This is a genomic window from Siminovitchia thermophila, from assembly GCF_016909185.1.
Taxonomy (GTDB): domain Bacteria; phylum Bacillota; class Bacilli; order Bacillales; family Bacillaceae_C; genus Siminovitchia; species Siminovitchia thermophila.
On sequence record NZ_JAFBFH010000005.1, the window covers coordinates 124263 to 138315 of the forward strand.

Consider the following 14053-nt stretch of genomic DNA (forward strand, 5'->3'; position numbering starts at 1 on the left):
GAAAATGATCTAGTTTTTTGAATACATACATGATCTTCGGCAATTTATAAAAACGAAAATGTAAAATAGGGAAATAGTACGATAGGTATTGTTGGGAGACCTTTTTTGGAGGGGAATGGGATAGATGCGGTGCGGCCCCAATTTGTTTGTATCATATTTAAATATACATTGAATTTGAGCGGGGGGAATGGATATGCATGTTGCGATTGCGGGCGGAAGTGGTTTTCTTGGTAAAGTGTTGCAAAAGCAGCTTTTGAACAATGGCTTTCGCGTGACTATTTTATCAAGAGATCCTGACAAGGTCGAAAAATCAGAAGGTCTTGCGGCTGTCAAATGGCTAGTTGATGGAGCACGGCCTGAAGAAGAACTGATAAATGTGGATGCTTTCGTCAATCTGGCAGGAGAAACGATTAATGGAATCAGATGGACAAGCAAAAAGAAGGATAGAATTGTAAGAAGCAGGCGGGCTGCAACGAAAGAACTGATACGCTTGGCGGAAAAAATGGCCCACAAACCGAAAGTGTTGGTCAATGCTTCGGCTATTGGGTATTATGGCATGTCTGCCACGGAAACATTTACAGAAGCTTCAAGGAGCGAGGCGACCGACTTTTTGGCAACTGTCGTAAAAGATTGGGAAGAACAAGCCTTGGCGGCGGAAGGACTTGGAATTCGAACCGTGCTTGTCAGATTGGGCCTGATTCTTGGAAAAGAAGGCGCGCTCCCTTTGATGGCACTTCCTTATAAGTTGGGGGTGGGAGGGACGGTCGGCTCCGGTGAACAATGGGTTTCCTGGATTCATGTGGAGGATGCGGCCCGTTTAATAGCTTTTGTAATCGAGCATCCTGCTATTTCTGGACCGATAAACGCCACAGCACCCAAGCCGGTTCAAATGAAAGAGTTTGGAAAAACGCTCGGCGCTGTTTTGGGGCGGCCGGATTGGCTTCCGGTTCCTGAATGGTTCATTCGCGTGTTACTGGGAGAAATGAGCAATATGCTCGTTCGGGGGCAGCGGGTGACTCCCGAAATGGCGATCAAACATCAATTTGATTTTTTGTATCCGAATATAGAGATTGCATTAAAAGAAATATTAGATAATAATAGATGACAAGTTTATCAAAAAATAGATTTTTTATCCAATTTATGCTACCATTTATCTATACAGTAGCATGACTAGAGGATGAAGATATGAGCCTAGAAAAGATGAATATAGGTGCGATGATTAAATATCATCGCCAATTAAGGAATATGACCCAGTCCGAATTATGCAAGGGAATTTGTTCTGTCACACATTTAAGCAAGTTTGAGAACTATAACAAAGAAGCAAATTGGGAAACGATCATGCTGCTGCTCGATCGGTTGGGCATTTCACTGGATTCCATTCAGCAGACATCAGAAAAGATTTCTACAGAACTTTCCGATTTACTCGATGCGGTGCTTTCGTATGATAAGGAACGGGCAACGGAGTGCTACAATCGTGTGAAGGAATTACAAGAGTGTATTACGTTTTCCAACTATATATCACTCTATCATTTATATGTATATCGCTATCACTTGCTGATGAATCATTTGGAGGAAGCTGAAAAGGAACAAGAAATTATCAGACAAATAGTCAATTCAATGCCAGAACAGGAAAAAGAGCTTTATGAATTTATTAATGGCGCTTACTATATTATAAAAGGTGATTATAAATTATCTTTGGATACTCTGCTAAAAGTAGAAGCGAATGATCTATTGCCGTCTTCGTGGCAAGCGGAACTCTATTATTTCATTGCCTTCAATTATGCTAATCTAAAAGATAGCAGCAGCAGTGTTGCATACGGCCATAAAGCGTTGGAGGCGTTTTCCAGATCGTTTAATTATTTGCGAATATTGCATACCCAGTTTCTATTAGGCATTGCGTATACAGATTTGGGCATTTACGAGAATGCCACTGAACAATATAACTATATATTTAAAAATATGAACTTGATTAATGCGGATGAATTAAAGTCGGCCATGTATAACAATTATGCCTTGCTCTTAGAGAAAATGGGCGAAATGGATCAGGCTGCCCGCTATTATCTCCTTTCAATGGAACATGCGCAGACGGAAACGGAGTATTTAACGAGCTTGTGCAGTTACACCGAGCTTCTCATTTCCCTGGGCCGGAAAGAACAAGCACTCGAAAATATTTCAAAAATACTGCAGGAAACAAAAGCAAGCTCCATGAGGAAGCAGCAGCTCATTTTCAAATATTATCAATACTTATTGAAAAACAGAAAAGATAGAGCGATGGACTTTCTGGAAAATGACTTGCTTCCATATTTGGAAAAGACCTATTTTATAGAAGATTATAATAAATTCGCTTTATCCTTGGCCCGATATTATTCAGACTCTAACTTGGATAAAGCTCTTTATTATTATAAAAAAGTCGCGGAAAGGGGGGAATGAAAATGAAAAAGCTATATTTAACAGCAGGAGTGGCATTTGCGCTGTACGTCGCTCCAATTATTGGAGGAGTCGTCCCTCAAGCACCACCAATCTTTCCTCCGGTATAAAAATGAACTGCTCCGCCTTGGAGCAGTTTTTTACTTCTGATATAATAAAATAAACTTCATCGCATTTGAGTAGGGGAACCGGTGTCGCCGGTTGAGAAAGCATTGGTGAAATGCTGACCCTTTGAACCTGATCTGGTTCATACCAGCGAAGGGAACGTCAATGAATACAAATATATACTTTTGGCGCCTTTTGGGTTCTTTTTTCCCGGGCGCTTTTTATCATTCAAGGAGGAACATCCAATGAATAAATGGTGGGCAGGTTGCATCACATTGCTTTTATTCCTGGCAGGCTGCGGGAACAATGCGGCCGATAAAAATGAAAATGAAAAAAAAGAAGAAAAAGGACATCAAAAGGTGTCGGTCGTACTCGATTGGTCGCCCAATACAAATCATACGGGGCTTTATGTGGCGAAGGAAAAAGGCTTTTTTGAAGAAGAAGGCCTGGATGTTGACATCATCATGCCGGGGGAAGCTGGCTCTGATCAGCTTGTTGCTTCTGGAAAGTCCGAATTTGGAGTGAGTTACCAAGAAAGCGTGACAGAGGCGCGTGTTCAAGACGTGCCGATTGTGTCTCTTGCAGCCGTGATACAGCACAATACATCCGGTTTTGCCTCCCTTAAGGAAAAGAACATTACATCTCCGAAAGACTTTGAAGGAAAAACGTATGGCGGCTGGGGAGCCCCGCTTGAGGAAGCGGTCCTGGCGTCACTGATGGAGGTGTCTGGCGCCGATATAGAGAAAGTGGATATTGTCAACATGGGAGAAGCGGACTTTTTTACCGCTGTGCAAAGAGATGTTGATTTCGCTTGGATTTATTATGCATGGACGGGAGTGGAAGCGGAGCTTCGCGGGGAAAAATTGAATATGATTTACTTGACCGATTACTCTGATCAGCTTGATTATTATACGCCAGTCATTACGACGAATGAGGAAATGATCAAATCGGATCCGGATACGGTTAAAGCATTTATGGCAGCCGTCTCCAAAGGGTACGAGTTTGCTATCAGCCAACCCGAAAAAGCTGCGGAGATATTGATCAAAGCGGTACCGGATCTTGATCCGGAGCTTGTGAAAAAAAGTCAGGAATGGCTTTCTCCCCGCTATCAAGATGATGCGGCCCGCTGGGGAGAACAAAAGGCCGAAGTATGGAAAAACTACATGGACTGGATGCTTGAAAAAGATTTGCTCGAAAAGGAAATGGATGTAGAAAAAGCCTTCACGAATGAATTTTTACCCAAATAGGAGGAGTAAACGATGACAAACTCACTGATCAGCATACAGATCATCCCGAAAACAAAAAGTGGCGAAGACGTTATTCCATATGTCGATGAAGCGATTAGAGTCATTGAGGAATCCGGAGTCCGTTATGAAGTACATCCTTTGGAAACGACGATGGAAGGGGACTTTACCAAATTGATGGATGTTGTGAAAAAAATGAATGACCGGATGATTGAAATGGGCAGTAAAAATGTGATCTCCCAAGTGAAAATATTGTATCAGCCGGACGGAATTTCCATGGGCCAATTGACGGAGAAATACCGGTAATGAAAGTGCTGGTCAAAAAAGGATGGAGGCCACTGGGGGTCCTCCTCCTTTTATTATGTATATGGGAAGTATACGTAAAACTTGCCAACATTCAGGGCTGGCTGCTTCCTGCCCCCAGCTCCATTGCAAAAGAAGGGGTTTCCGGATATGCGGAACTCGCGCCGCATATCCAGTCTACAGTTGGACTGGCCATTGGAGGATTTTTGATCGGATGTGCAGTTGGTATTCTTGTCGCCATCTTGCTTCATTTAGTGCCGGGATTTCACGAATCCGTTTATCCGCTCCTCATTTTATCGCAGAATGTGCCGATTATTGTATTGGCGCCGCTTCTGGTGATTTGGTTGGGGTTTGGGCTTTTACCCAAAGTCATTGTCATTACCCTTGTCTGTTTTTTCCCTGTCGCGGTAGCGGCGATGGACGGGTTTAGGAGTGCCCCGGCCGAGATGAAGCGATATATGTTAATGGTCGGTGCTTCAAAAATGCAAATATTTACAAAGCTGGAATGGCCATACGCTTTATCATCTGTCTTTTCCGGACTCAAAATTTCCGCCACATACAGCATCATGGGGGCGGTGATCTCGGAGTGGCTCGGAGCGAAAAAGGGGCTTGGTGTTTATATGACGCTCGCTTCCTCCTCATTTCGCACGGATCGCGTTTTTGTCGCGATTTTCATTATTATGTTCTTGAGTTTGCTGTTTTTTGGGGTGATTACCTTGATGGAAAACAGGCTGATCAAGTGGAGAAAAAGGAAGGTACTGTGAATGGGCCATTTAACAATACAAGGTGTAAGTAAAAGTTTCGGACAAAAAGAAGTGTTGCGAGATATTCAACTGAACATTGCAGAGGGCGAATTTATCTCGATTCTCGGACCTTCCGGAAGTGGAAAAAGCACTTTGTTTCATGTGATTGGCGGTTTGCTAAAGCCTGATCAAGGTTCCATCTTTTTACATGACCAGGAGATTACCGGAAAGCGGGGTTTTATTAGTTATATGCCGCAGCATCACGCGCTTTTTCCATGGCGCACTGTCCTTCAAAATGTCCTGCTGGGCCAGGAGTTGCAGGGAGGAAAACAGGATCAACAAAAAGCGTTCGATATGATCCACAAAGCTGGTTTGGCCGGGTACGAACATTCGCTGCCCGATGCTTTGTCTGGCGGAATGAAACAAAGGGCTTCTTTTATTCGGGCGTTATTAAACCCGCAGCCGCTTATACTTTTGGATGAGCCATTTTCGGCATTGGACGATTTTACCCGGCAAGATATGCAAAAGTGGCTTCAGTCAGTTTGGATGGAATATCGCCGGACGATTCTTTTCATCACTCATAATATAGAAGAAGCATTGTTCCTCTCGGACCGAATTGCCATTTTGTCGACGAATCCAGCAACGGTCGTCAAACAGTTCGAGGTTCCATTTGAGAGACCGCGAACAGGAAATCTCGTTTTATCAAATGAATTTTTAGAGTGGAAGCGCCTTGTTGCAAATCATATCGCCAAACAGGATGATGAAAATGCGTAAGATGATTGATTCACATATTCACCTTGATTTTTATAAAGATGAAGAGATAACGGACATATTGGGAGAGATGGAGCAGATGAATTGTGCGGGACTCATTTCCGTTTCCTTCCATTTGGAATCGTCCAAGCGAAATATGGCGCTAAGCAAAAAATATTCCCATGTTTACCCTGCTTTCGGATTCCATCCAGAACAGCCGCTTCCTAGTGATCGGGAATTGGCTGATTTCATTTCCTGGATGGAGGCCCGGGTAGATTTGCTGACGGCTGTAGGCGAGGTGGGCCTGCCGTATTATTTGCGGAACGAGCATGGTCCAGGCTTCCAACTGGAAGGCTATATCGAATTGCTCGAAGAGTTTATCAAATTGGCAAAAAGATGGGACAAGCCCATTGTTCTTCATGCCGTTTACGATGATGCTCCCCTAGCGTGCGACCTGCTCGAAAAACACGAGGTGACAAATGCCCATTTTCACTGGTTTAAAGGAGACAAGAAGACAATCCAAAGAATGGCGGCCAATGGTTTTTATATTTCAATTACACCCGATATCTTGTACGAAGAAGAAATTCAAGAGGTTGCCAAGCAATATCCACTCCGCCAAATGATGGTGGAAACGGATGGACCGTGGCGTTTTGAAGGACCTTTTTCCGGAAAAATGACCCATCCGGCCATGATTCATGACGCGATCCCGGCAATTGCCCGGCTTAAAAAAACGCCCCTCCCGATTGTATATGATCTGTTATACCAAAACACAATCAAATTTTACCGCCTATGAAGCCGAATACGTTTTAATGGACCCCAAAACGGAAAAAGAAAAAGAAACGAAGTGGAGGGATTCAAATGACATCAGAACCTGGACAAAATAAAATAGATCGGGCAAAAGCTTTGGCGAACCGCAATAAAAAAGATAAGGCCTTTTACAAAGATAAAGCGAAGCAAGCCCAACGCGACCAACTCGTTATGCCAGTTGATGACCTTTCCGATGACTTGATTGAAAAGCGCGAAGAAAACGAAGACGATAAAAGGGGAACCTATGGGCCGAAGGATTTATAGATAGACAAAAAGCAGTAATCGAGAAAATACCGGGATTACTGCTTTTTCGTTTCAGATAAAAATTGACGGTTTTTTTTGCAATTTTATATATGTAAATAAGAGCTTTTTATTATTACCGCCAAGGCCGAAGCATTAAAAGTTTAACAAGTGAATAACAAGTAAGCATTAGACGCTTAACGTTGTGTAACAACGGGAGGGGGCTGTTTTTTATAAAAAAAACCGAACGGCGCTAATTCTTTTTACTGTACTAGCTTTTCTCTGTTTCGAAAGACAAACCGGATAAATTTTTTTAAAAAAGAAGGAAAACATATACGAGATCTAAAATACATATCTATAATAAACAATTTAAGGGGAGGGAACCGCTGTTTGTCTTCATACGATAAGCTGTCAGATCAGAAATTAGCAAGTTTTTTTGTGGAAATTAACAAGAATATCAAAAAAGGAAAGCTTTCTAAGGCAATGAATTATGAAATAGCCTTGATCCAAGCTGTTGCTGACAAACGTGGACTTTCAAAATTAGACTTGCAAAAGCTTTACTTGAAAAGTGCTCGATATCTATGATGATGCCCGAGCGGTGAAGGTGAAAAGGAAAGCTGACATGAAATTAATCTTGACATCGTCTTCAAGCACCTTTAATATATAAAATAATATGATTTGTTTGATATGTGATGGCTATGACGAAGAGAAGTAGCTGTATCTTGGCACTAAAGAGAGCCGGTGGTTGGTGAAAACCGGTGTGCGGGAACAGTGAATGGGCTTCCGAGCTTCCAAACCGAACCTTGCTGAGGGCAGGCAGTAGGCTTTGGCGTATTCTCGGCGTTATAACGAGACGGGCATTAAGCATTGGCGCTTGTTGCCGGCAAAGTGGGCTGTGCAAACAGCTAATAAAGGTGGTACCACGGGTTTCCTCGTCCTTTGGATGAGGAGCCCTTTTTGTTTTTCATAAAGAAAATCGATGAATAAGAAGAGTACGCTTGGCGCATTCGAATCAGAGAGCTGGTGATGGTGGGAAACCGGCACGAATCGCCTTGTGGAATGGCCTTATGAGAGGCTTTCTGAAGTCAGAGTAGGAAAGCACGGTTTCCTCCGTTAACGGGATAGGGTATCGAATGGTTGAAGACGATTCTGTACCCGAAAGAGAAGGAAATTTTTTATTTCCAAAATGAGGTGGCACCGCGATACATTCGCCCTCTATAAATGCACTTTTGTGTATTTATGGAGGGCTTTTTTTTATGAAAAATGAGATGGGAGGAATGATGATGCAAACTTATTTGCAAAAGCTGATGGCGGGAAATCATTTAAGCGTGGATGAAATGACGGCCGCGGCAAGAATATTATGTTCTGGAGAGGCGACGGACAGCCAAGCGGGCGCGTTATTGGGACTGCTTGCTTTAAAAGGTGAAACGGCTGATGAAATCGCGGGGCTTGTTCAGGCGATTCGGGAAAGGTCCCTTCCCATCAAAAAGACGAGAGGAAGTGTGATGGATAATTGCGGAACAGGCGGGGATGGGTCCAAAAGCTTTAATATTAGCACTGCGTCTGCATTCGTGATAGCCGGTGCCGGGATTAAAGTGGCAAAGCATGGAAATCGCAATATCTCTAGCCAAACCGGAAGCGCAGATGTACTAGAGTATCTCGGTGTTTACTTGGAAAATACTCCAGAAGAAACGCAAGAGCTGCTAGAGGAAAACGGAATTGCCTTCTTGTTCGCTCCTTATGTTCATCCAGCCATGAAAAGAGTAATGAAAGTAAGAAAAGATTTACGCGTGCCAACTATTTTCAATTTAATTGGACCGCTGACCAATCCGATTGAGCTTGATACCCAGCTTGTCGGCATTTACCGCCGCGATAAGTTACAGATTATGGGTGAAGTGTTAAAACGCCTTGGAAGGAAAAGAGCTGTCATTGTAAACGGTGCCGGTCATATGGACGAATTGTCGCTTGCTGGAGAAAATCATCTCGTCATTTTGGATGAAGGCGAGCTGAACTCCATTAAGCTCCACCCGGATGAAGTGGATTTGCCGACATATTCCATTGAAGAGATCACAGGCGGGGACGCGGAACGAAATGCCAGGATTATGATGAGCATTTTAAGAGGGGATCAAGGTCCGTTCCGCGACACAGTGCTGTTAAATGCCGGTGTCGGCATATTTGCGAACGGCAAAGTTGACACCATTCAGGCGGGAATTCAATGTGCGAAAGAAAGTATTGATTCAGGCGCAGCATTGTCCAAACTGGAATTTTTAATAAGAAAGAATGAACGAATGAAACGGGGAGTGGTATGAATGACGATTCTTGACCGGATTATAGCCCAAAAAGACATTGAGGTGCGTGAGTTAAAAACGATTTATACTTCCTGCCAAGTAAAGCCCCAAAGAAGAAAATCGCTGTTTAACAGCATTCGTGATGCAGACACGATGAGTGTCATTGCCGAGGTGAAAAGGGCGTCGCCTTCTAAAGGAGATATTAAGCAAGATGTCGATCCAATCAGGCAGGCCCAAAAATACGAAGAGGCAGGAGCAAGTGCGATTTCTGTTCTAACCGACCGCCAATTTTTTAAAGGGTCGATGGCTGATTTGGCTGCTGTCTCCGCTGCTTTGCCTGAACTGCCTTTATTGTGCAAAGATTTTATCATCGACCGAGTGCAGATTGATGCCGCGGTTGACCACGGAGCAAGCGTTATTTTGCTTATCGCCGCAGCTTTAAGGGAAAAACAGCTTAAAGACCTTTATGATTATGCGCAATCAATGCAGTTAGATGTATTGTTTGAAGTCCACAACGAGCGGGAAGCTGAAACGGCTTTAAGAATCGGAGCCAATATCGTTGGCATCAATAATCGGGATTTGAAAACTTTTCATGTCGATTTGGCGGTGACGGAGCGAGTGGCCGCCCTCGTTAAAAACGAAAATGTTGTCATTGTCAGTGAAAGTGGGTTACGAACGAAAGAAGATGCTACTTTTGTAAAAGAAGCTGGTGCAAGTGCTGTTCTAGTCGGTGAAACATTGATGAAAGCAGAAGATATTGCGGGTACAATGTCTGATTTGAAAATTCCCCTGTTGAGGGCGGTGCGCTGATTGCGAGTCAAAATTTGCGGAATTACAACAGAAGACGCTGCTATAGCGGCTTCCCGTTCTGGTGCTGATATGATCGGTTTCGTATTTGCGGAAAGTTCGCGAAGAATCAGTCCGGAAAAGGCAAAAGAAATTGTTCAATTGCTCTCGGACAATGTAAAGATAACAGGCGTTTTTGTAAATGAAAAGGCCGAGGTCATACGCGATATCAAAGAAATGGTGAGCTTAGATTACGTGCAACTGCACGGTGACGAATCACCGGAGTTTTGTAAAAGTCTTGGAGTTCCGGTCATTAAAGCCTTGGCCATCCGGGAAAAAAGCGTTATCGAAAAAATGTCCCAATATAACTGCGACTATTTTTTACTTGACAGCCCCGGAGTACAGTATCGCGGGGGGAGCGGTAAAACCTTTGATTGGCATCTCCTTCAAGACAGGGATATTCCAAACGAAAAAATCATCCTTGCCGGGGGACTGAATGAGATAAATGTCCATGATGCCATTCGAACCGTTCGTCCCGCAATGGTCGACGTATCAAGCGGTGTAGAAACGAACGGAAAAAAAGATGTAAAAAAGATTGCTGCGTTTATTAAAGCGGTAAAAGGGAGAGAGAAGGATGTCCGTGTACACATTACCTGATCATAGAGGAAAATACGGCGAGTTTGGCGGTCGGTTTGTGCCAGAAACGTTGATGACGGCCGTGCTTGAACTGGAAGAAGAATACGCTAAAGCAATTGAAGACCCCGAATTTGAAAGGCAAATGGCCTATTATCTAAAACAATACATCGGGAGGGAAACCCCGCTTTATTATGCGGAGAGCCTATCAAAACAGCTTGGCGGAGCCAAAATTTATTTGAAACGGGAAGATCTAAATCATACTGGAGCCCATAAAATTAATAACACAATCGGCCAGGCCCTTCTTACACTCAGAATGGGAAAGAAAAAGGTTGTAGCTGAAACGGGAGCGGGACAACACGGTGTCGCAACAGCAACGGTATGTGCCCTTCTCGGATTGGAATGTATCGTTTTTATGGGGGAAGAAGATATTCGGCGGCAACAGTTGAACGTATTCCGAATGGAGCTGCTCGGAGCGGAAGTCAGAAGCGTATCGCAAGGAAACGGCACATTGAAGGATGCGGTTAACGAAGCGCTTCGCTACTGGGTTGCGCATGTAGAAGATACTCATTATATTTTAGGTTCGGTTGTCGGTCCTCATCCGTTTCCACAAATTGTCCGTGATTTTCAAAGTGTGATTGGAAGAGAGACGAAGCAGCAATTGCTTGGGCAAGAAGGTAGGCTGCCGGAGGCAATTGTGGCTTGTGTTGGCGGGGGAAGCAACGCAATGGGAATGTTTTATCCGTTCATCAATGATAAGCATGTGAAAATGTACGGTGTCGAAGCCGCTGGTCCGGGGATCGAAACAGGCAAGCACTCAGCTACCCTTACTAGCGGAAAAGCGGGGGTATTGCACGGGACATTGACATATCTCCTTCAGGATGATGCGGGACAAATCCTGCCGGCTCATTCTATCTCGGCGGGTTTGGATTATCCTGGGGTTGGTCCGGAACATTCCCATTTAAACGAATCAGGGCGCGTGACATACACTTCCGCAACGGATGAAGAAGCGCTTGAATCGTTTCAGTTGTTGGCAAAAACAGAGGGAATTATTCCTGCGCTCGAAAGTTCCCATGCCGTTGCATTTGGAGCCAAATTGGCCAAAAGAATGGCTCCCAATGAAATCATTGTTATCTGCTTATCAGGCAGGGGCGACAAAGATGTAGATACAGTCAGAACAGCGTTGGGAGGAAAAGAGAATGGGTAAAAAACGGATTGATGAAGCATTAGCCCGTGTATTGGAACGGGGAGACAAAGCGTTTGTCCCTTATATAATGGCAGGGGACGGAGGGTTGGACAATTTGCATGGACAAATTACTTTTTTAGAAAAATGCGGGGCTACAATTGTGGAACTAGGCATTCCTTTTTCCGACCCTGTCGCGGACGGACCGACTATTCAAGAGGCGGGAATCCGGGCTTTGGCAAGCGGAACGACGATGCAGGCGGTACTTGACGTTTTAAAGGAAGGAAAAGCGGATCGCCATGTTCCGATCGTGATCATGACTTATTTCAATCTTATTTATTCCTATGGAATAGAAAAGTTTGCCCAAATGTGTGTGGAAGCGGGAGTTGACGGGCTCATTATTCCAGATGTGCCGCTTGAGGAAGAAGAACTCGTGACCCCCGCACTTTCCGAACATGATATAGCCTTGATTCGTCTCGCTTCTCCAACAAGTCCTCGCGGCAGGATGGCCGAAATCGCCAGCAGAACAGAAGGATTTCTTTACGCCGTGACCGTCAAAGGAACAACTGGCGCGAGAACGGATTATGAAGCCGGGATAGCCGACTATTTGAAAACATTAAAGTCTTTTTCTGCCACTCCAGTCCTTGCTGGTTTTGGCGTCTCCAATCCGCAACATGTAAAAGAGCTGGGAGAACATTGTGACGGAGTGATCGTCGGAAGTAAAATTGTTCAACTGCTGGCGGATGGGAAACATGAGGAAATCAAGACACTTGTGCAATCCTCGAGATTTTCAGAGGAAAAAACTTTAAGCGATTTATAATATTTTGGCTTGATTGATAAGGAAATGGGGTAAAGACAAGACAAATGCGAAAAGGAGGAAGTTCCTTATGGGACAAACGAAAAAAATAAATTCCTTAGTATTGCTAGGTCTTGGTCTAAGTCTTGCTGGCGCCTATCTGTCTTCCAGGGAAAATCGTGAAAAAGCGATGCTGAAGGTCAGGCAGATAAAACATAAAGTGATCAGACTACGGGGAGCCCAAGAAGAGGATGTCAACTTGGTGGAAAAGGCGGGTCATCCGGATAAATATTCTTTGGAAGACGCCAAAATGGTATCGGAAGGATCTCAATACGGTGTTCACTTTTATAACGAAGAACAACAGCAACCATAAATGTACAACACAGCCCTGGCCGGGGCTGTTTTTTATTGTGGCGTCAGGGGCGTGTTGTGAACCAGATAATGAGGGATATAACCAATATGTGTGTGAGTAGTGATGGCCTAACAAGAAGAATGCCATAAAAATGTCAACATTTTAAGACCGAAAACCAAGATCTCCGGGTTGCGAGGCAAGCCATCGTAAACACCGTCATCATGTCCTTGTCATAGTCCGGATAATGAAAAAACTGTAAAATCACTTATTATAAGCAGTTCATCACCTTTACTCTGTTCATGGGGATTCAAAACACTTGAATTTTTTTGGTATTGTCCATTTTTACCGCATACACTAAAATAGACATATTGCAGTCTTTTGAACGTTAGAGGTGACAGTATGATTTTGCAAAAATATGACGGTATGTCGAATGATGAGTAAAAAGCGCAAATTGATTCGTATCATTTTGTTGTTTTGTTTTATATCGCTCTTTTTATATTTTAACAATCATTGGCTGCAAACATCTTCATATGAAATATATTCAGAGCGGGTTCCAAAACCTTTTGACGGGTTGACGATTGTCCAGTTATCGGACTTGCATGATGCCACTTTTGGTGACAAACAAAATAGATTGGTAGAAAAAGTGAAGAATCTCCACCCAGATGTAATTTTTATAACAGGAGACATCGTTGACAGCAATCGCTATGATTTAGAAAATAGCTTGGACCTTGTCCGGCAGCTAGTAACACTTTCTGATGTGTATTATGTAACGGGAAACCATGAAGTGGCAGTAAATCAGGTGGAGGAAATCAATGCGTCCCTGAAAAAACTTGGTGTCCATGTTCTGACAAATGACGCCAAAACATTTACGATTGATGGGGAGCAGCTCGTCATTGCTGGCATTGAAGATCCTTTGATGAAAGGCTTGGATTATCCCGACAAAGCGGTGACAGACTCATTGGAGGAAGCTTTTACCGGAATAAGGGGACAGCCATATAGCATTTTACTCTCTCATCGCCCCGAAGTATTTGATGTTTATGTAAAAAAAGAAATTGATCTCGCTTTTACAGGACATGCACATGGCGGACAAATTCGCCTTCCGTTTATTGGTGGCTTGATTGCGCCGGGGCAAGGCTGGTTTCCAAAATATACGGCCGGCAAGTATGAACGCGGGATGACCACAATGGTTGTTAACAGGGGACTGGGGAACAGCATCATTCCGTTCAGAATCTTTAACCGCCCAGAACTTGTCGTTGTAAAGCTGAAAAGCAGGTAATGAAACGATGCCAAGATAATCTCCGTTTACCGACGCATTGAGAGTTTTTAATTCTCATCGTTTTAACATTTGTGAAGAAATTCTGATCATGACAAACTGACTGAATAAAAATCCGTTAAT

The 14053-nt window shown here is 43.7% G+C and carries 16 protein-coding genes, 1 riboswitch and 2 other annotated features; all 16 genes read left to right on the forward strand.

What is annotated here, in order from left to right:
* The first annotated feature begins 193 nt into the window (after window positions 1–193).
* The 16 genes from JOC94_RS05340 (at window position 194) to JOC94_RS05415 (ending at window position 13933) form a co-directional block, all read left to right on the forward strand.
* Complete coding sequence (locus JOC94_RS05340) at window positions 194–1105, forward strand: TIGR01777 family oxidoreductase (protein ID WP_077109908.1); 912 nt, start codon at window positions 194–196, stop codon at window positions 1103–1105.
* An 80-nt stretch (window positions 1106–1185) separates the two neighbouring features.
* Window positions 1186–2430 (forward strand): helix-turn-helix domain-containing protein, encoded by a 1245-nt coding sequence (locus tag JOC94_RS05345; protein ID WP_077109909.1) that lies wholly within the window; start codon window positions 1186–1188, stop codon window positions 2428–2430.
* A 168-nt stretch (window positions 2431–2598) separates the two neighbouring features.
* A riboswitch (TPP riboswitch) is annotated at window positions 2599–2708 on the forward strand.
* A 69-nt stretch (window positions 2709–2777) separates the two neighbouring features.
* The gene (locus tag JOC94_RS05350) at window positions 2778–3779 is read left to right on the forward strand and encodes an ABC transporter substrate-binding protein (protein ID WP_077109910.1); all 1002 of its coding nucleotides are present in this window, start codon (window positions 2778–2780) and stop codon (window positions 3777–3779) included.
* A gap of 12 nt (window positions 3780–3791) precedes the next feature.
* The gene (locus tag JOC94_RS05355) at window positions 3792–4082 is read left to right on the forward strand and encodes a thiamine-binding protein (RefSeq protein ID WP_077109911.1); all 291 of its coding nucleotides are present in this window, start codon (window positions 3792–3794) and stop codon (window positions 4080–4082) included.
* On the forward strand, window positions 4082–4843 hold the full coding sequence (locus tag JOC94_RS05360; protein WP_077109912.1) for an ABC transporter permease: 762 nt from the start codon (window positions 4082–4084) through the stop codon (window positions 4841–4843). Before JOC94_RS05355 ends, JOC94_RS05360 begins: the two co-directional genes overlap by 1 nt.
* On the forward strand, window positions 4844–5596 hold the full coding sequence (locus JOC94_RS05365) for an ABC transporter ATP-binding protein (RefSeq protein WP_077109913.1): 753 nt from the start codon (window positions 4844–4846) through the stop codon (window positions 5594–5596). It abuts the gene before it with no gap.
* On the forward strand, window positions 5589–6365 hold the full coding sequence (locus JOC94_RS05370) for a TatD family hydrolase (protein WP_077109914.1): 777 nt from the start codon (window positions 5589–5591) through the stop codon (window positions 6363–6365). Before JOC94_RS05365 ends, JOC94_RS05370 begins: the two co-directional genes overlap by 8 nt.
* Window positions 6366–6430: 65 nt before the next feature.
* Window positions 6431–6643 (forward strand): hypothetical protein, encoded by a 213-nt coding sequence (locus JOC94_RS05375; protein WP_205178847.1) that lies wholly within the window; start codon window positions 6431–6433, stop codon window positions 6641–6643.
* 366 nt (window positions 6644–7009) lie between these two features.
* Window positions 7010–7204: a hypothetical protein gene (locus tag JOC94_RS05380; protein ID WP_077109916.1), complete on the forward strand. Its 195-nt coding sequence runs from the start codon at window positions 7010–7012 to the stop codon at window positions 7202–7204.
* Window positions 7205–7308: 104 nt separating this feature from the next.
* Window positions 7309–7562, forward strand: a binding site (T-box leader).
* Window positions 7563–7589: 27 nt separating this feature from the next.
* Window positions 7590–7838: a binding site (T-box leader), on the forward strand.
* 64 nt (window positions 7839–7902) lie between these two features.
* Window positions 7903–8928: an anthranilate phosphoribosyltransferase gene (trpD, locus tag JOC94_RS05385; RefSeq protein WP_205178863.1), complete on the forward strand. Its 1026-nt coding sequence runs from the start codon at window positions 7903–7905 to the stop codon at window positions 8926–8928.
* Entirely contained in the window at window positions 8929–9717 is a 789-nt protein-coding gene (gene trpC, locus JOC94_RS05390; RefSeq protein WP_205178849.1) for an indole-3-glycerol phosphate synthase TrpC, read from the forward strand.
* Entirely contained in the window at window positions 9718–10350 is a 633-nt protein-coding gene (locus tag JOC94_RS05395) for a phosphoribosylanthranilate isomerase (protein ID WP_205178851.1), read from the forward strand. It begins immediately after the preceding gene.
* Window positions 10328–11533, forward strand: a complete 1206-nt coding sequence (gene trpB / locus JOC94_RS05400; RefSeq protein WP_205178853.1) for a tryptophan synthase subunit beta — start codon at window positions 10328–10330, stop codon at window positions 11531–11533. The genes JOC94_RS05395 and trpB overlap by 23 nt, the downstream gene beginning before the upstream one ends.
* Entirely contained in the window at window positions 11526–12329 is an 804-nt protein-coding gene (gene trpA, locus JOC94_RS05405) for a tryptophan synthase subunit alpha (protein ID WP_077109920.1), read from the forward strand. Before trpB ends, trpA begins: the two co-directional genes overlap by 8 nt.
* 67 nt (window positions 12330–12396) lie before the next feature.
* Window positions 12397–12678, forward strand: coding sequence for a hypothetical protein (locus JOC94_RS05410; protein ID WP_083717279.1), 282 nt, complete (start codon window positions 12397–12399; stop codon window positions 12676–12678).
* A 409-nt stretch (window positions 12679–13087) separates the two neighbouring features.
* The gene (locus JOC94_RS05415) at window positions 13088–13933 is read left to right on the forward strand and encodes a metallophosphoesterase (RefSeq protein WP_408021902.1); all 846 of its coding nucleotides are present in this window, start codon (window positions 13088–13090) and stop codon (window positions 13931–13933) included.
* Window positions 13934–14053: the final 120 nt, after the last annotated feature.

What these genes read in the sequence shown, in the direction of transcription:
- JOC94_RS05340 (WP_077109908.1), top strand. Translation starts at nt 194, where the DNA reads ATGCATGTTGCGATTGCGGGCGGAAGTGGTTTTCTTGGTAAAGTGTTG.
- JOC94_RS05345 (WP_077109909.1), top strand. Translation starts at nt 1,186, where the DNA reads ATGAGCCTAGAAAAGATGAATATAGGTGCGATGATTAAATATCATCGC.
- JOC94_RS05350 (WP_077109910.1), top strand. Translation starts at nt 2,778, where the DNA reads ATGAATAAATGGTGGGCAGGTTGCATCACATTGCTTTTATTCCTGGCA.
- JOC94_RS05355 (WP_077109911.1), top strand. Translation starts at nt 3,792, where the DNA reads ATGACAAACTCACTGATCAGCATACAGATCATCCCGAAAACAAAAAGT.
- JOC94_RS05360 (WP_077109912.1), top strand. Translation starts at nt 4,082, where the DNA reads ATGAAAGTGCTGGTCAAAAAAGGATGGAGGCCACTGGGGGTCCTCCTC.
- JOC94_RS05365 (WP_077109913.1), top strand. Translation starts at nt 4,844, where the DNA reads ATGGGCCATTTAACAATACAAGGTGTAAGTAAAAGTTTCGGACAAAAA.
- JOC94_RS05370 (WP_077109914.1), top strand. Translation starts at nt 5,589, where the DNA reads ATGCGTAAGATGATTGATTCACATATTCACCTTGATTTTTATAAAGAT.
- JOC94_RS05375 (WP_205178847.1), top strand. Translation starts at nt 6,431, where the DNA reads ATGACATCAGAACCTGGACAAAATAAAATAGATCGGGCAAAAGCTTTG.
- trpD (WP_205178863.1), top strand. Translation starts at nt 7,903, where the DNA reads ATGCAAACTTATTTGCAAAAGCTGATGGCGGGAAATCATTTAAGCGTG.
- trpC (WP_205178849.1), top strand. Translation starts at nt 8,929, where the DNA reads ATGACGATTCTTGACCGGATTATAGCCCAAAAAGACATTGAGGTGCGT.
- trpB (WP_205178853.1), top strand. Translation starts at nt 10,328, where the DNA reads ATGTCCGTGTACACATTACCTGATCATAGAGGAAAATACGGCGAGTTT.
- trpA (WP_077109920.1), top strand. Translation starts at nt 11,526, where the DNA reads ATGGGTAAAAAACGGATTGATGAAGCATTAGCCCGTGTATTGGAACGG.
- JOC94_RS05410 (WP_083717279.1), top strand. Translation starts at nt 12,397, where the DNA reads ATGGGACAAACGAAAAAAATAAATTCCTTAGTATTGCTAGGTCTTGGT.
- JOC94_RS05415 (WP_408021902.1), top strand. Translation starts at nt 13,088, where the DNA reads ATGATGAGTAAAAAGCGCAAATTGATTCGTATCATTTTGTTGTTTTGT.